This is a genomic window from Cytobacillus sp. FSL W8-0315 (assembly GCF_038002905.1).
GTDB lineage: Bacteria > Bacillota > Bacilli > Bacillales > Cytobacillaceae > Cytobacillus > Cytobacillus pseudoceanisediminis.
Genome location: NZ_JBBOOC010000001.1, coordinates 2,261,707 through 2,279,048, shown reverse-complemented (window position 1 = coordinate 2,279,048; position 17,342 = coordinate 2,261,707). Strand labels below are relative to the sequence as shown.

The window sequence follows — 17,342 nt, the reverse complement described above, 5'->3', positions numbered from 1 at the left end:
TCTCAAATTATAATAAACACCTATTTCAACTGATAGACCTTACCGTACTTATCATATAGATAATCAATTAAATGCTGGGCATTCAGTCCTTCTCCAGTTACGTCATTTAAGATTTCAAGCGGTTTTTTCATTTTGCCGAACTGGTGCACATTTTGGGTAAACCACTCTTTGATTGGCAGCAAATTGCCCTCTTCAAGTAATTCATCATAGTTTGGCAAATCCTTTAACATGCTGTTTTTAAGCTGTGCTGCGTACATATATCCTAAAGCGTATGAAGGGAAATAACCGAAGCTTCCTCCAGCCCAATGAACATCCTGCAGAATTCCTGCTCCGTCATTTTCAGGCTTTACTCCCAAGTATTGTTCATATTTTTCATTCCAGATTGCAGGAAGGTCTTTAACTTCGATTTCATCATTGAACAAGCCCTTTTCAATTTCATATCGGATGATGATATGAAGAGGATATGTTAATTCGTCTGCTTCAATACGGATTAAAGAAGGCTTTGATTCATTAATGGCACGATAAAAAGCATCTATTGGCACATCATCAAATTGACCGCTGGCATATTCTTTAAGAAGGTCATAATTCCTTTTCCAGAAAGAAAAATGTCTTCCAACAAAGTTTTCATAAAATAATGACTGTGATTCATGAATTCCCATGGATGTTCCAGAGCATAGCGGGGTGCCCACAAGATCAGAAGAAATATTTTGTTCATACAGAGCATGCCCGCCTTCATGAATCGTGCCAAATACGGCAGTTCGGAAATCTGTTTCATCATATTTGGTTGTCACCCGGACATCACCAGGGTTTAAACCGGTCGCAAAAGGATGAACAGTCTCATCCAGTCGTCCTGCTTTAAAGTTATAACCCATTTGTTCAAGAACTTTAAGGCTGAAATCCCGCTGTTTGTCCTTGGCAAAGTGTTCAAATAAAAAGCTGGTGTCCGGTTTATTCTGTGATTCGGAAATTTGGTGAACCAGAGGGACAATTTTCTCCCTAAGCTGCCCAAAAACCTGATCAAGTGTTTCAACGGTAACACCAGGTTCATACATATCCAGCAGAGTATTATATTTGTTACCTTCATATCCCCAATAAGAAATGAATCGTTTATTCATTTCAACAAGCTTTTCCAAATATGGCTGGAACATCTCGAAATCTGAGCTTGCTTTTGCATCTTCCCAAATGCTTTCAGCTTTGGATTGCAGGATGACATACTCCGTATATTCCTCCGCAGGAATTTTTTTATTCCGATCATAATCCTTTTTGCATTCTTCAAGAGTTTTCAATGTCACTTCAGTAAGATTTTCCTGACCTGAAAGTTTTGCTATGTATGCAGCCATTTCCTCAGATGTTGACATTTTGAATACTTCTGAAGAGATCATTCCAATCACTTCGGAACGCTGTTCCAGACCCTGCTTGGGTGCCCCTGTCCGCATATCCCAATACATCAGCCCGATGGCTTCATTATATGCCGTCATTTTTTTGACATAATCAAGGAATTGCTGTTCTGTCTGTTTTAATGATTCTGCCATAATTTTACCCCCTATATATATCTATTACATTATCATTTTATCACATTTTTCTGAAAAGGCAGTCAACATAATCTCTTTCCCATTGCTGTTTTTCTTTTTAACCTGCCGGCCAAAGAGTTATAATGATGGAAAGTGAACTAACTATAAAGTGAAACTTCAATTAGCGGGGCGCTTTTCCCCGCTGATTGTTAGTTGAACTTATCGTGCCCTTATGGGCAGTTTGACCCCCACTTATCCTCTTTTGATTCCTCTTTAGCCCTAAAGTGAAGGTCTTACTGCCCGTTGGACGCGAGAAAGTGAGATAGCATGAAATATTTGATTTACTTTATCATTATCGCAGCATTTATTGATACCTTTTCCCAGCTCCCTATTATGAGCCCTTTTGCCAAAACCTTTGACTCCTCACCAGCCTTTGTGGGATTAATTGTTGGGATGTATTCCTTCTCGAATATGATAGGCAATATATTAGCAGGCTATTGGATTGATAAAAACGGAGCAAAAAAAGTTTTGGTCTCTGGCCTTTCCTTAACTGGCACCATTTTAGTCCTGTATGCATTTGCTGAGACACCTTTGCATTTAATTACAGTAAGGTTTTTTCATGGGTTATTTGGCGGGTTTCTGGTACCTGCAGCTTTTACAGTCATCGCAGACCGCGGAAAATCAGACAAACAAGGAAAAAAAATGGCTGTATCAGGTGCTGCTGTTGGCTGTTCTGCCATTATCGGGCCTGCTTTTGGCGCTGTGGTTGCTTCCAATTACAGCATAAACTGGGTCTTTTTAATTATAGCAGCAACGATGATCAGCAGTGCAGTCCTGGCCTTTGTGTTTTTGCCATCAGGGAATCTGAAAAAGGTTAAAGAAGAAAGCTCTCATTCTGAGAAAATGCTTTCATTATTAAAGAATCCTATGCTCGCAGCAAGCTATTTAGGAGCTTTTTCACTCATGTTTGCTCAAGGGGCACTTGCTTACCTTCTCCCCCTTCAGGTAGAAGCTCTGCAATTTGATTCAATGTACAGCGGAATCTTATTAAGCACTTTCGGAATAACCGCAATTCTTATTTTTCTGCTGCCTATTAATAAAATTTTTGATACATTTAAGCATCACAATAGCATGCTTTCAGGGATGCTGATCATTGGAATTGCACTCATTCTGCTAAGTTCAGCTTATTCTCTTGCATTCATGTTTTTATGCATGGTCCTTTACGGCACCGGGTTTGCTCTTTTATTCCCTTCCATTAATGCCCTTATAGCCAGCCATACAACTGAAAAAACAAGAGGAAAGGCATTTGGCCTCTTCTATGCCTTTTTTTCTTTGGGCGTTGTAGCCGGCTCCACCGTATTAGGTTTAATGGGAGTAACTTTCAATATAGGTTTCTTGATCGCCGCAGCGCTTTTACTGTTAACGGTATGCGGGATGTTCATATACTTTAAAAAGCAAAGTTCCCAAATATTAGAGAGCCAGGAGTGACCGAAAATGAAGGAATTAGTTGGCAGCTGCTCTGTTTGCGGCAAAGACCTATTCTGTCTTGATGGATTCTTCAACGGAGTTCATAACGAAAAAAATGAAACAATCTGTTTTAAATGTATTGAAGAACAGGAAGAATCCGCAGAGTAAGCATCTGCGGGTTTTTTTGTTCCAATGATTTTTTTATAACTTTATAATGCCTTTTGAAAAATGTTCTTCGAAATATGATTTATGTCACTTATTTGAAAAGCTGCCGCTGTTAAACTTAAAGCAATTAATAACTATTCTCACTGCAGTTGATTCACTGTTATTGGCAGCTATTTTAAACTATCAGCCAATTAAAGGAGAGGTCAAAATGAAAAACAAAGTCGTTGAACTTGATGTAAGAGAAGATATAAAAAACAAATTGGAGCCATTTCAGAAAATCATGTCCGCGGTATCTGGACTGGATGCCGAAGATGTTTTTATTCTGCATGCACCATTTAAGCCCATCCCTCTTTTTGGAGTATTAAAGGCAAAAGGGTTTGAATATAAAACTGAAGAAATTGATAAGAAGCATTGGAAAGTGATCTTTACTAAGAGCGGTGAGTCAAAATGAAGCTGGATAACCGGGGACTGGAGCCGCCGCAGCCCATGCTGAGAACACTTGCAGCTCTTGAAAGCCTTCCAGAAGGAGAAACCTTATTAATCATTAATGACAGGCGGCCCATGTTTCTTTATGAACAGCTGGACGAAATGGGCTGCAGCCATGTAACTGCCGAACAGGAAGATGGAAGCTTTTTAATAGAAATTAAGAAATAAGCAGGTGATCCCAATGTTCGCCAAAACAAAAAATGAGACCAATATCAAACTTCCATTTTTATTTATACTTTTCAGCCTGCTCTGTTTAATAGGAGCTATGTCCCTTATTCTTTTTAAAGGGGATTCCATCATCAGCAGCCAATTTCGTGTACCCGCAATTTGGTCAGCCGCTCACCTTTTTATATTGGGATGGGCGCTGATGACAGCAATGGGAGCCATGTATCAGCTCGTTCCAGTGGTTTTTCTGACACCAATTTGGAATGAAAGGTTTGGCTTTATCCAATTTACGGTTACTGCCTTTGGAATATTATATTTTGCCCATAGTTTATTTCATAATCCGGAGAGTGCACTGCTGCCTGGGCTTATTACTTTAACGGGGATCTTAATGTTTCTGCTGCAAATGTTCATGACTTTAAGGCAGCAGGCGAAGCCCAATGTATTGACTCTTTTCGTGGGAACTGCACTAATTAGCCTGTTAACTGCAATTCTACTGGGAATCCTTATGGTCTTCAGCATGAAAACTGGATTTATCTCTGATTATTATCAAGCAGTCTTTAAAAGCCACATACTGTTCGCAACAGCGGGCTGGTTTACCCTCTTGATTTTTGGATTTTCCTATAAAATGGTTCCCATGTTTTCCTTGTCTCATGGCTACAGCATGAAGCCGGCCAAATACGTCTTTACGGTTTATGCATCAGGGCTGGCTGCGGCAGTTCTGTCTTTTTTCACAGAGAAAAACTCACTTTTTACCATTGCATTAATGATTCTGGCAGGCGGATTTGCATTCTTCACCTGGCACATGCTGCAAATCCTGCAGAGAAGAGTAAAGAAAAAGCTTGATTATTCATTCCGCTTTGCTCTGCTCGCTATACCTGCAGGACTGGCCATCCACCTGGGAGCTTTCATATGCTCGCTTACCGGGAGCTTCGAAAGTGCCATTGGATATCTGGCATTTGCATACCTCCAGCTTTGGGTAGCATTGAGCATTATGGGTTATTTATTTAAAATTGTTCCATTCTTATGGTGGACTTGGAGATATAGCAAAGAGATAGGCAAACACAGTGTGCCTTCGCTCAAGGATATGATGAATGACAAGGCATCCATTCCGGTTCTTTCCGCCTTTATTCTCGGTATACTCAGTGTGACTGTTTCCATTGCATATGAACACCTTGCCCTGTTCCTTTCCGGCCAGATTTTAACTCTTGGAGCATCCATTGTTTTCTGTTATTTAATTATTTCTGTTTTAAAAAAATAGGAGGAATGAACATGAATCCAGAAGAATTAGTTCTCAGCAATCTAAAAAGAGTTATGGATCCTGAGTTAAATATAAACGTGGTGGATTTGGGACTTATTTATAATATTGATTTTCCCGATGATGGCAAGGCAGTTATTACCATGACCCTGACAACACCCGGATGCCCGCTTCATGACAGTATTGTCAGCGGAGTGAAATATTGCATTGAAGATCTGAAGCAATTTTCTGCTGTTGAGGTTAATCTTGTCTGGGAACCAGCCTGGACCCCTGCCCGTATGACATCTGAAGCAAATCAGCTTTTGAGAGGTTAACAATAAGGCAGTGCCCGCTTGGGGCACTGCCTTTGTTCAACTCTTTATGGATGGCTCTGCAGGCAGAACCTTTTTTATCGTTTCACGCACTTCTTCGTTTTCATTTTCATTCATTAGAATGTGAACTGTGCCCTTGTCTTCATGTGTTCTAATTAATCTCCCAATACCCTGCCTTAACCTCAGAATCATATATGGCAGATCAACCTCTCTGAAAGGATAAGATGAACCTTCCCTTTTGGCTGTAAAGACCGGATCATGAGGAGGAAATGGCAAGCCAAAAATAAGCACATTTTCCAGGGATCTTCCCGGTATATCAAGACCTTCCCATAAATGGACAGAACAGAGTACTGAATACTCATCATTTTGGAAATTTGACACGAGGGTACTTATTTCTGCATCCCCTTCAAAAAAGATTGGCACACTCAATTTTCCTGATGCAAAGGCTTTGAATTCTGCCAATTCAGAAGCGCTATTGAATAAAACTAAAGCCCTGCCTTCTGTCAGCATAATTTGTTCAAGAATATAATCCATCTTCGCTGTGGCAGATTCCTCTGCAAATTCCGGCATGCGAATAACCATATTCTCTTCATAGTCAAATGGGGAATCTACGGTAAATGATAAATACTCATCTACCCCAAGGCTCTTTGCCATATAATCAAAGGATTTATTCTCTGATAATGTTGCTGAAGAAAATACAAACGGCTTCTTCTGGGAAAATACTTCTTCCCGCATAATATCTTCCACCATTCTTGGCATGATGACCAGGGTTCTTTCACCATTTGTTTCTTCAAACCAGGTAATTCCTTTTAAATCCTTTAGGAACAGTGAAAGTGAGTATGCGATTTGCTCAAGATATTCTTCGACAATTTTTAAGTCATATTCATTAATAACGTACATTTCGCTTTCAAACACCAATTCTTCCTCAAGTGTATTGATTAAGTTCTGGAGTTTACGGCCTTCTCTCATTACATCGGCAGTTTTTTCAATCGTTTTCTTGTCAGAGCCTGCGTCACCAGAAGCGGACATGGCAAGTGTTAAAAAGAAATGCTCATTCTGGTAAATGGCATCCTCAATTATATTTAACGTTTTTTCACGTACATCATTAGCCATGAGTCTTGTTAAAATGGATTCCAGTATCTGCTCAGTAAAACGATACGTCAGAGCCTTTTGGGATGCATATTCCAACAAATGGCCTTCATCAAAAACCACACAGGAGCTCTCAGGAAGCAAAGGCAGCTGCCCTTCACGTTTTCTTGATTCCTTTGTCCAGATATGTTCCATATAAAAATCATGCGAACAAATAATCAAGTCTTTTGCGCTCCGGTAGTATTCCCTATGGAGGGTTTGACCACAGCGGTGGCGCTTCTCACAAGTAAAACAATCCTGGATTGAATCCCACGAGACATTCTTCCAATGCTCATCCGGCAAATCAGGATAATCTTTCCGGTCACCATATTTCTCAAACTTTTGCATGGAAGATCCTGTTTGAACAAAATCCGGGAGATCATCAAAAATGCGGTTATAATGATCATGAACATCATTCGCTACGAGCTTATCCAGCTTATTTAAGCATAGGTACTGATCACGTGATTTTGCCAGCCTGACATCAATATTCAATCCTAATGCTTTCTCCAGCTTGGCAATATCTCCTTCCTTTTTCACAAGCTGCTCAATTAAAGTCTCATCCGCACATGCGATAATAGCAGGTTTGTTTATGTACCTTGCATAGCTGATTGCATATAAAAGATAAACAATCGTTTTCCCAGTCCCTACACCAGCCTCAGCAAAAATAACACTTTTGTCTTTAAATGCCTTCTCAAGCTGAAAGGCCATAAATATTTGTTCATCCCGAATTTCAAATCCTGCTTCAGGCAATATATCGTAAAAAACATCTCCGATCCACTCGCTTAGCTTTTCGTAAAAAGATTCGCTTTTGGATATGGCAAAAGGCATTCGGTTAGACATGCTACCCCTCCGTAATTAAAAAGTTAAAGCGCCTTTTTATCCAGACGCTTTGATTTCAGTTCTATCAGTATTTCATATTTAGATTGTTAATAATCAAATGAACATCATATAATTTTATCTCAAATACTGCAACTGTCAAGATTTATAAAAAAACGAATATTGATCTTTTACATAAAAAAACAGGGGTGCTATTAGGCAGCCCCTGCTCAGGTATTGACGATTAGTTGACACGTGACATAGAAAATGACAATGCCTGCTGCAATTCGTCCTGTGCATTTCTTAGACTCTCCAGTGCTTCTGCTGATGGATCACCGTCACCCTGTATTGCTTCAAGTGTTCCATTAAGCGCCTGGGAAATTTTATTAAAATCAATGCTTGAATGTTTCATTGCCACCCCTCCTTAGAAAAGCGCAAGCGCCTTGCCCACCCCCGACATGCACAAGACGAGCCTCACGGAAAGGCGTTTTGTGCCTTTTTGGGAGGAATGGCTTGTGAACTCGAGGGGGTAGGCGCTGGAGCTAGACAGCTCTCGAAAAAGAATATAGATTCTGATGTTGAAAAAAGAATCAGATAGATATATTCTATACAGCCTCAGGAGGAATTATGCTTTTGTTTTTACATCTAATTATTTCTTGGCGGTCTTTTGCCCCAGTACTGATAATAGTCTGTGCGAATAAAACCATTGAAGAGCTTGCGTTTCTTAGTCGCTTTTTTTCCAAAGTGATTTTCAAATTCCTCGTCTGAAGTCAGGATATAAATCGACCACGTATCAAGAGGGGCCAAGGCCCTCCCCATTTCAGCGTACATTCGCTGTACCGCTGCCTTCTCACCAAGTCTCTCCCCATACGGAGGATTTCCGACAATGACACCATATTCCTTAGCAGTCGTAAAATCGCGCACTTGCATTTGTTTGAAGTTTATTAAATCTCCCAATCCGGCTTCAAAAGCATTTTCTTCTGCTATTTTCACCATCCTGTGATCAATGTCAGCACCTGTAATATCGAGAGGCTGATCATAGTTCGCCAGATCTTCAGCTTCGTTTCTTCCATCCTCCCAGACTTTTTCAGGAATCCATGACCATCCTTCCGAAATGAATTCACGATTAAAACCTGGTGCAATATTCTGGCCGATTAACGCTGCTTCTATCGGAATAGTGCCAGATCCGCAGAAGGGATCTGCAAATGGCTTATCCGGGTTCCAATTAGTCAGCATAACCAGTGCAGCTGCAAGTGTTTCCTTTAGGGGTGCTTCCCCCTGCCCCGTACGATATCCCCGTTTATGGAGTCCACTTCCGCTGGCATCGATGGTCAAAAGCGCTACATCTTTATGAAGAGCAACTTCTATTTTAAATAACGGCCCATTTTCTTCGAGCCAGCCTGTCTTATTATACTTTGTTCTCATGCGTTCCACTATTGCTTTCTTGACAATAGCCTGACAATCGGAAACTGAAAAAAGCTTGGACTTCACAGACTTTCCTGAAACAGGAAATTCGGCATTTTCAGGCATATAATTTTCCCAGGGCAGCGATTTTGTTTTCTCAAAAAGCTCATCAAAACTTGTTGCTTTAAATTCTCCCACTTTTATGCGTATTCTGTCTGCTGTTCTCAGCCATAAATTCGACCGGACAATTGCAGCTTCATCGCCTTTATATGTTATTCTGCCGTTTTCAACTTCACATTCATATCCGAGATCGCGCACTTCTTTGGCAGCGAGTGCCTCAAGCCCCATGGCCGTAGTGGCGATTAAATCGTATTTAGACATATTTTCACCCTAACCTAATTCTTATTACTATTATGTATACCCTAACTCGGCTTAGCAATCAACATATAAAGTATATCTGTTTATTTACTTACCCGCAATGAGCCTTTCAGGTTCTCTGATTGGTCATCTTGGACTTCAGCCTTGCTTTTTTCTAAAAGTTTTGTGTTTTTGCTAATGAATTAGTCCGTTGATTTCCACTGCGGGAAGTTGCTTTCCGCGGGGAGGAACGGGAGCCTCCCCAGCTTCGACTACGGGGTCTCCCGCTCCCCCTCCTCCCGCAGGACATTGAATAAGCTACTTCGAATTTACACCATTAAACTAAGTTATTAAATAGCAACAAACTTTACGAAAACAGCTTAAACTTCTTAACAGCAGGCAGAAAAGTAAAAAAGCTCTCCCAAAAAGGAGAGCTTGAATTTATAACACTCATACTGTCTCACTAATAACGTTCTGTAAGCCATGTTTTGTACCGTAGTACTGCAAGCGACAAATGTCTCGTACTCAGGTGGTAATCATCTATCTACAGGCATCTGCCTGTCCTTCCCGTTGTTCATTTCCTCAGGGAAAGTGCCCCTACCATCATTTGGGTTTCTCGCTCGCGGGGTTTACCTCGTTCCACCCTTTTCATTTCTGAAAAGGCTACGTCACTGTGGCACTTTCAAGGTATTCATGCCATATCCAGAAGGACTTAGGCATTTTCCCTGCCGTCAGCCAGAGCTAGCTCAGACTGCCCTAGCTTATGAATTCGCTAGGCACGAACACTACAGGCATCTCAGCCTGTGCGAGCATGGACTTTCCTCTACAATATAAAACATATTGCAGCGATTACCCGAACGCTATTAATGATCACAAAGAATATTATATGTAATCTGCGATGGAATAGCAATGGTTTTAAACAGGAAAAACTGTTAATTCCTGTCAATCATACAATTTACTGCCAAAAACGTGTTTTTCCAGATTTGATAATCTTTTTAGAATATCAAAATTGGTTGTACCTGCAGTTTGTGCTGCCGGTCTGCGTGAAGCATCGTCAACCTGTTTTTTCAATCTCATATTTTCCTGCTGAAGATCTTCAATTTCCTGATGGAATGCTTCATAATCTTTTATGACCAAATCTAAGAACTTGTCAACATCTTCAGGCTTATAGCCTCTCATAGCTGTCTTAAACTCTTTTTCCAAAATATCTTTTGCAGTTAATTTAATTTTATCGGATAGCATGATACTCACCTCAGTATATCGCCAATCATAATTAATACTATTTTTCCAGAGATATGTACATTTGTCAATTTATCTGTGTATTATTCAAATATGTCTCTCTGAGAGAATTGTTCTTCTTCTACAATCAATTGTAAATCATAAAAGGTGATTAGTCTAATTTCATATTCATTTTCTTCCTGATATTTTTTTGCGGTTTCATACAAATATTTGGGGCTTCCCTCTTTTTCCAAATCATAAAAAAGAAGCAGCACATCACTTTTGCCGACAAAAAAATGATTTTTCACCCTGAATTGCTGAGGACTTTCATAAGGTTTTTTTGATACTGAATCAACAAAATCAGCCTGAAGCAGTATGGATTCATACCATTCTTTGTTCGCATCCTTCCAGGATGCTTCCTGCTCCAAAAAAGGAGTTATGAATGCAAGCTTCAGGTCTTCGTAACCTTCCAGCTTCAGGTCAGATACAACTTCAGCCGCCCAAAGCTCGGCACCCAGCTGCCCGCTGATGATTACCCACTCGAGCCCATCATCAATCAGTGAAAGCAGGCTTTTTCTTATGGCGGTTTTTATATAGCCGACTGCCGGGTCATCATTTTTAAAAATCCCTACTTCAAAAGGCTTATACCCTGAAATAACTGCTACTTTTGTCAATTGCAAAAACTCCTTAAAGAAATCTGGCCGGGACTCATTTAAGTTTCCATTTGATATTTATATAAATAAAACAAGGGCATAAAGCCCTTGTTGATTATCTGCCGGAAAAACTCGGCCCTTGTTTTGGCCCCATTCCGGTTGATGCTCCTGCTACGCCAGTTCCTGGTCCGCCATATCCTGGACCCATTCCCATACCTGGGCCCATTCCCATACCTGGACCCATTCCTGGGCTATATGCACCTGCCACGCCTGGTCTTGGTCCCATATTAACATTTGATTGTGTCACCTGGTTCACATTTGACTGAGTATGCGGGAAAGAATGCTGATTCTCATAGTTAATGTGGTTTACATGAGTATGATGTGTAGGATGAATGTGTGGAACCACAATGTTCTGGAACGAATGAGTTACACAGCATTTTGTCGGATGAACAACAGCAGGCATCACCTGCGAAGGTCTTGGTCTGCAAAACATGTAAAGATCCCCTTTCCAAATTGTTTTTACATTAACAACCTATGTGAGAAAGAGTAATCTTGTACTAATGAAAACACCTATTTTTTAGGTACTAGCCTTAGAGCATGCTGTAGAAACTGTCTTTTAAATTGGAGAAAACGATTGCTGTAGTGAAAATCACAAGGAAGAATAAAAATAAGATTGCTTTATACATTTTACCAGCCTCACTATATAAAATTCCTAAAAAAGTACCACACAAGTTATAATTTTACCTGTAAGAAGAAGTACATACAACTAGGAAATAGTGGATTTTTTTGTCTGGTATATTAAAATTATGTTACAGGGAAATTTAAGTTCGATTAAACTTTCGTTCAAGCCGTACAATCCGCCGATGCAATTCTTCCTGTTTTATTTTCAGCTTTTCTGTTTCGCCACCTGAGATATCTTTCATCATGTTAAAAGCTTTTTTCGCATATATAATTGCCTGGCCTATATCCTTTAAGCGATGCTCATAGATCTTGGCCAGTTCAATGCATGATATTACCTTCCTATTCATCAAGCCTTTTTCAGCAATATCCTTCCATAATTTTGCCGCCTCATCCCAATTTTTATGTTTCTTATGCTCAAAAGCCAGTGCAAACCTGGCATCCAAAGCTTCAGAAGACTCTCCTTCAGATATTCTATTAAAGGCTGTCTTCGCCTGTGAAGATTCACCCAATGTCGAAAGCCATCTTCCTACTTCATAGACCTCACGGGGAGTCTGTTTTTCATCCAGCTGCATTATTTGGAAAGAAAGATGTGTATAAAGACTGATCAGGGACAAAATATCTATTTCATTATGTTTAATTATTCCCAGCATTCCTTCAGGATTTTTTCTTTCCACAAAATCAAAATAGATCATCGGTGCCAGAAAACCCGGAATATCATCCTTTCTTTCGATCCCCAAAACATCTTTTTCCACTGCAGTAAGTTTTATCCTCTCGAGTTTGTGCTTCCACATTCTCCTTGCTGCATGATACAAATCAAAATGGCCAAATGGAGGAAGTTTGGGGACATGCTCCTTCAGAAGGGTATGCCTCGTTTTTACCTGCGGCCAGTCGAAAGCCTTCCCGTTGTATGTCACCATTGTTGAATAATCAATGCTTTCAAGAAAGCTTTTATACAATGGAATCTCGGCTCCAGGATGAGGAAGGATATGCTGCTTCAGCTTTATTTTATCTCCGTGCAGACTGGCTTGGCCAAGCAGGAAAATAGTGTTTCCAGTCCCTCCGCCTAAGCCTGTTGTCTCTGTATCAAAGAAGAAAAGATTTTCCGGCCCATGTCCGGCAGCAGACAGCGGATGCCTGATGCCTGAAGAATTCCAGGCCTCCACCGCCGCTGTAAACTGGCCAAAAGAATAGATTCCATGCATTTGATCAAGGCTATATTCCTTTTCCCTCACAAGGCAATAGGAGTCTTCAAAATAATATGGATAGACACTTTCGGCTTCCCATACTTCTTTAAATGGCACATCGATATTATTCTTTGACAACTTGACGGGTGATGGCTGTTTATCCTTCTCTGTACCGAGATGGCCCTTTAGCCTGTTCAGTTTGTTTTTAATGGACAAGTCTATCACCTGCTCGATTAACTCCATTTTTAAAAGAGCTGAGAATCCTGAGTACGTCTTTTTTCGCGGTTTCTGAAGAGGTATCAGTTCCAATGCAGGAAGGACACCCATGCTCACATGAACATCTGCTGACCATTTCCATCGTTTCGTGCATGATATGTTCTATTCCCCCAAAAATCTTCTCGCTTAGCCCTACCCCGCCGGGATACCTGTCATAAAAAAAGATCGTCGGCTTTTCATTATGGGCCGCTTTTACCTGTGGGACAACATGAACATCCTGAGGATCGCACATAACAAAAAGAGGCACAATATGTTTAAGCGCATGTGCTGTTCCGATGAGTCCCTGCTCAAGCCGGTCTTGCTTATAATTTAAGGATTCCTTGTTAAACGAAAGCCAGGTTGAGCTTGTATGAAGTTCTTCTTCCGGAAGTGTTATTGGACCGGATCCGATATTTTCATGTGTTTCAAACTTAATTTTCTTAAAGATCGTAGCCATTGCCACAACACTTACATCCCCAAACCCTACTTCCCCAATGGTGGATGATCTGAGTTTATCCTGTTCCAGCACCTTTAGCTCAACTGCCAGGTTAGCATCTGTAAAATAGTCTACATCCACTTCGCGGACAAATGCTTTTTTCTCTTCCCAATCAAGCATTTCCACCTGAAACTGGGTCCCCTGGTGGAGATAGATTGCTTCTTCATGCAGAAGGGTCATAGCGGAAAAGCGGTCCATTTCGCCAATAACTTTCACATTCGCGATATCCGATTGATCGATTATAACGACATTTTCCTGTGATGCTGAACGGAGGCTGATGTTATGGGCAGGAAATGAGTCTTTCATCCAATAAAATTTATCTCCATTTTGATGCAGTACCCTTTCTTCTGCCAGGTATTCCAATACCTCTTCAGTTTCAAAGGTGCCAAAACGTTCCCCGGCATTAAAAGGAAGCTCATAGGCTGCACACTTGATATGATCCACCAGAATAATAAGATTATCTGGATTAATTCTGGCTGTTTCAGGACTTTTATTAAAAAAGTAATCAGGGTTTTGAATAACATATTGGTCAAGCGGACTGGAGCTTGCCACCATGATGACAAGCGATTCACCATGCCTTCTGCCTGCACGGCCAGCCTGCTGCCATGAGCTGGCAATTGTACCGGGGTATCCGGTCATAATACAAACCTGCAGCTGTCCGATGTCCACTCCGAGCTCAAGCGCATTTGTGCTGACAACTCCATAAATCTCCCCTGAACGAAGTCCTTTTTCAATTTCCCGCCTCTGAGTTGGCAGATAACCGCCTCTATAACCCCGAATGGCTTTAGGTCCCAACTTATGCTTTACAAGCTCCTGGAGGTATGTCAGCAGAATCTCGACTCTGACTCTGCTTCTTGCAAACACAATGGTCTGGATTTTATTTTTCAGTAGTTCACCTGCGAGCTTTCTCGCTTCTAGAGTAGCGCTTCTTCTAATATTCAGCGGTTTATTGACAATAGGAGGATTGTAAAATACAAAATGTTTTTTCCCGCTCGGGGCTCCATTATTATCTACAAGTTTCATCGGCTTTTCTGTAAGCTTTTCTGCGAGTTCCAATGGATTTGCAATTGTTGCAGAAGTACAGATAAAAATGGGGTCACTTCCATAAAAACGGCAAATCCGTCTAAGGCGGCGTATGACATTGGCTACATGACTGCCAAATACCCCTCTGTAAATATGAAGTTCATCTATGACCACATACTTCAAATTTTCAAACAAAGACACCCATTTTGTATGATGGGGCAATATCGCCGAATGAAGCATGTCCGGGTTTGTTATAACCACATGCCCAGCCCTGCGTACCTTTTGCCGAATATTTGCTGGTGTATCCCCGTCGTATGTATAGGAATTGATATCCAATCCGGACTCCTGGATGATTTCATTGATTTCGCTTTTTTGGTCCTGAGCCAAGGCTTTTGTCGGAAACATATAAAGCGCCCTTGCATCTGGATCATTGACGATCGTCTGCAGGACTGGAAGGTTGTAGCAAAGTGTTTTGCCTGAGGCCGTTGGAGTAACTGCCACAAGACTGTCCCCATTCATGGCTGCCCGATAAGATGTTTTTTGATGTGTATAAAGCCTTGTAATGCCCCTCTTTTGCAATGCTTCTATTAAAGACGGATGTATGTCTTCCGGAAGGCCGGCAGTCTTAGCCTCTTTTTCTTCTATTGTATGCCAATGGACAATATTATCTTTATATTGCTGTTCAGATATAAGTTCTTTCATGATTTCAGGCAGATTTTTACGCACTTTCATCTATTTCACCTCATACCCCTATTCTAGCGAATAAACGTTCGTTCTAACAGAGCAAACTCTTAAATCCCATTAACTTTTTATGGAAATATTCTATTAAACTCTAAAATCCTTCGTCCTCAATTCCCTAAATTAGACTTCATGGGAAAAATTGACTGAAAGTTCTAAATATAGGACAATATTATGTATATTTTTCATTTTTTTAAGAGGTGAAGCCATGCTTTACAGCATTTTAAAATCAGCAGCGGTGTTTTTGTTAATTCTAATTGGATTTATCCTGATTCTTCTTCTTCCCCGGGAACAAGAAATAGCTGTTTTTTCGGCGTTTCATGTTGAAGCGGATTACCCCTTTAGCTTTGAATTATATAAAGAGAGAATACAAGATTTCACTGTTTATATAGTAACTGAAAAAGGTTTGGGTGATGCAAGGAGCGGACGCCCAGTCAGTGAGGAATCAGCGATATTTGTTAAGCGCAGCATTAAGATTATTTTGCCGGCCTTCATGGTCAGCATGCTGCTTGGCACACTGATGGGTGCACTCCAATTTTACAGGAGAAAAAAATTTTCCGGGAAGCTTCAGAACTTTCTTTCCTGGCTGTTTTCTTCCATACCCGATTTTTTTCTTTTTATTGCCATTCAATACCTTCTGATTCTGTTGATGCAGCAAGGGCTTCCTTACTTTAAGCTATATGGGCATGAAAATTGGTATAGCTTTTTACTGCCGCTCATTTCTTTATCCGTGTTTCCATTTCTTCACATGTCCCGTTTTACCTCGGCTGCACTTGAAAATGAAATGGGCGAAGAGTATGTGCGCACCACCTATGCAAAAGGGCTTGGCGACTTTAAAGCACTCCTGCATATGCTATGGAATTGCTGGTCCCCCATTTTGAACCAGGCGCAGCTGGTGATGCTCTATATCCTATCCAGTCTGCCAATCATTGAAAAGCTGGCTGGCTATAATGGGGCAGGCAAGGAGCTTCTATTCAGCATAACATCTAATGATGAAATTAAGGCACTGTCCCTGATGCTCCCTTTTCTCTTTATCATGTTTATTACTATTATCCTTTCACAGATAGCAAAATTCTGGCTCATGCCAAAAGGAAGGGCGTGATGGAGTATGCGCGTTTTAATATGGTTTAAGAGACATGCCCTATTTTGCACAGGAACTGTTTTTCTGATGCTACTATTGGCAATCACGTTTGCCGGACCTTATCTTCCTTTTGTAGACCGCGAGTTAACAAAGATTACTTACATCCTTAATGAGGATAAAAAGCCCGTTATACCGCCTTATCCGCCATCAGAGGAATACATATTCGGCACTGACAAAAGCGGAAGGGATTTACTCAGCCTGATTATATTGGGCGCAAAAGAAACCATTTTGCTGGTCGCCTGTATAACTGGCCTGAGATATACACTGGCAATTCCGCTCTCCTTTCTTGCGCACAAAAAATGGATGGGTACACACCTCTTCCTTAAATGGCTTAATGGACTGCTGTCATATATTCCGACCATCATCATTGTCATGCTTCTTGCCATGCTTCCGCCATTTTTGTTAACTGAACACCGGCCCCTATTCCTGCTCCTAATTATAGGTCTGGCAGAAATGCCCCGTGCCGCAGAAATGATAAAGCTGGAATTTGATCAGATTTCTTCCAAAGAATATATATATGGAGGGATTGCTGCTGGAGCTTCACCATACAGGCTTTTCAGAACATACTATCTGCCTTTTCTATTTAGCAAGCTTCTTGTATATATGGTTACAGACCTTGGAAAAGTCATGTTTTTACTTGGTCAATTAGGGTTTGTCGGCATTTTTATTTCCCAGGATTTAGTTCAATCCATGGGAGGAGATTGGCAATTGGTCAATAATTCGATTTCTTGGCCTATGATGCTGATGAAAGCCTTTGAGGATATAAGAGGCCCGATTTGGATTCCTTTCTTCCCAGCATTTGCAATGACCTGTGCCATCTTAACGTTTAATATATTCGCTCAGGGATTAAAATCATTTTTCACCAAGAAGGTCCGATATATTTAGACG

At 40.8% G+C, this 17,342-nt stretch carries 17 protein-coding genes and 1 other RNA gene; 8 read left to right on the top strand and 10 right to left on the bottom strand.

The window, feature by feature from the left end; genetic code table 11:
* Nucleotides 1–20: 20 nt before the first annotated feature.
* The gene (locus MKY20_RS11720; RefSeq protein ID WP_009332682.1) at nt 21–1,532 is read right to left on the bottom strand and encodes a carboxypeptidase M32; all 1,512 of its coding nucleotides are present in this window, start codon (nt 1,530–1,532) and stop codon (nt 21–23) included.
* Between the two features lie 306 nt (nt 1,533–1,838).
* Here MKY20_RS11720 and MKY20_RS11715 point away from each other — a divergent pair, with 306 nt between their 5' ends.
* The 6 genes from MKY20_RS11715 (at nt 1,839) to MKY20_RS11690 (ending at nt 5,363) form a co-directional block, all read left to right on the top strand.
* Nucleotides 1,839–2,999 carry an MFS transporter gene (locus MKY20_RS11715; protein ID WP_019379754.1) on the top strand — a complete coding sequence of 387 codons (1,161 nt, stop codon included), beginning with the start codon at nt 1,839–1,841 and terminating at the stop codon, nt 2,997–2,999.
* Between the two features lie 6 nt (nt 3,000–3,005).
* Nucleotides 3,006–3,146: a hypothetical protein gene (locus MKY20_RS11710; protein WP_019379755.1), complete on the top strand. Its 141-nt coding sequence runs from the start codon at nt 3,006–3,008 to the stop codon at nt 3,144–3,146.
* Between the two features lie 205 nt (nt 3,147–3,351).
* A complete protein-coding gene (locus tag MKY20_RS11705) occupies nt 3,352–3,594 on the top strand; it encodes a DUF2249 domain-containing protein (RefSeq protein WP_026041556.1) in 243 nt (80 codons plus the stop codon).
* On the top strand, nt 3,591–3,797 hold the full coding sequence (locus tag MKY20_RS11700; RefSeq protein ID WP_009332685.1) for a DUF2249 domain-containing protein: 207 nt from the start codon (nt 3,591–3,593) through the stop codon (nt 3,795–3,797). The genes MKY20_RS11705 and MKY20_RS11700 overlap by 4 nt, the downstream gene beginning before the upstream one ends.
* Before the next feature lie 13 nt (nt 3,798–3,810).
* Complete coding sequence (locus MKY20_RS11695) at nt 3,811–5,052, top strand: hypothetical protein (RefSeq protein WP_019379757.1); 1,242 nt, start codon at nt 3,811–3,813, stop codon at nt 5,050–5,052.
* Between the two features lie 11 nt (nt 5,053–5,063).
* The gene (locus MKY20_RS11690) at nt 5,064–5,363 is read left to right on the top strand and encodes a metal-sulfur cluster assembly factor (protein ID WP_019379758.1); all 300 of its coding nucleotides are present in this window, start codon (nt 5,064–5,066) and stop codon (nt 5,361–5,363) included.
* A gap of 36 nt (nt 5,364–5,399) precedes the next feature.
* On the opposite strand, the gene MKY20_RS11685 is transcribed toward MKY20_RS11690, so the two are convergent.
* The 9 genes from MKY20_RS11685 to MKY20_RS11640 form a co-directional block, all read right to left on the bottom strand.
* A complete protein-coding gene (locus MKY20_RS11685) occupies nt 5,400–7,328 on the bottom strand; it encodes an ATP-dependent DNA helicase (RefSeq protein WP_341001141.1) in 1,929 nt (642 codons plus the stop codon).
* 220 nt (nt 7,329–7,548) lie between these two features.
* On the bottom strand, nt 7,549–7,716 hold the full coding sequence (locus MKY20_RS11680) for a hypothetical protein (RefSeq protein ID WP_009332689.1): 168 nt from the start codon (nt 7,714–7,716) through the stop codon (nt 7,549–7,551).
* Between the two features lie 233 nt (nt 7,717–7,949).
* Nucleotides 7,950–9,089 carry a THUMP domain-containing class I SAM-dependent RNA methyltransferase gene (locus MKY20_RS11675; RefSeq protein ID WP_009332690.1) on the bottom strand — a complete coding sequence of 380 codons (1,140 nt, stop codon included), beginning with the start codon at nt 9,087–9,089 and terminating at the stop codon, nt 7,950–7,952.
* Nucleotides 9,090–9,537: 448 nt separating this feature from the next.
* Nucleotides 9,538–9,926, bottom strand: an RNA gene (gene rnpB / locus MKY20_RS11670) — RNase P RNA component class B.
* Between the two features lie 81 nt (nt 9,927–10,007).
* Nucleotides 10,008–10,307, bottom strand: a complete 300-nt coding sequence (gpsB, locus tag MKY20_RS11665) for a cell division regulator GpsB (protein WP_009332691.1) — start codon at nt 10,305–10,307, stop codon at nt 10,008–10,010.
* Between the two features lie 80 nt (nt 10,308–10,387).
* Nucleotides 10,388–10,957, bottom strand: coding sequence for a DUF1273 domain-containing protein (locus tag MKY20_RS11660; RefSeq protein ID WP_009332692.1), 570 nt, complete (start codon nt 10,955–10,957; stop codon nt 10,388–10,390).
* Nucleotides 10,958–11,051: 94 nt separating this feature from the next.
* Complete coding sequence (locus MKY20_RS11655; RefSeq protein ID WP_009332693.1) at nt 11,052–11,429, bottom strand: CotD family spore coat protein; 378 nt, start codon at nt 11,427–11,429, stop codon at nt 11,052–11,054.
* A 328-nt stretch (nt 11,430–11,757) separates the two neighbouring features.
* Nucleotides 11,758–13,017: a ribonuclease H-like domain-containing protein gene (locus tag MKY20_RS11645; protein ID WP_019379760.1), complete on the bottom strand. Its 1,260-nt coding sequence runs from the start codon at nt 13,015–13,017 to the stop codon at nt 11,758–11,760.
* On the bottom strand, nt 13,007–15,307 hold the full coding sequence (locus MKY20_RS11640; RefSeq protein WP_019379761.1) for a DEAD/DEAH box helicase: 2,301 nt from the start codon (nt 15,305–15,307) through the stop codon (nt 13,007–13,009). The genes MKY20_RS11645 and MKY20_RS11640 overlap by 11 nt, the downstream gene beginning before the upstream one ends.
* Before the next feature lie 214 nt (nt 15,308–15,521).
* On the opposite strand from MKY20_RS11640, the gene MKY20_RS11635 reads away from it, so the two are divergent.
* Both MKY20_RS11635 and MKY20_RS11630 read left to right on the top strand, forming a co-directional pair.
* Nucleotides 15,522–16,415: an ABC transporter permease subunit gene (locus MKY20_RS11635; protein WP_019379762.1), complete on the top strand. Its 894-nt coding sequence runs from the start codon at nt 15,522–15,524 to the stop codon at nt 16,413–16,415.
* A 66-nt stretch (nt 16,416–16,481) separates the two neighbouring features.
* On the top strand, nt 16,482–17,339 hold the full coding sequence (locus tag MKY20_RS11630) for an ABC transporter permease subunit (RefSeq protein WP_226280631.1): 858 nt from the start codon (nt 16,482–16,484) through the stop codon (nt 17,337–17,339).
* Nucleotides 17,340–17,342: the final 3 nt, after the last annotated feature.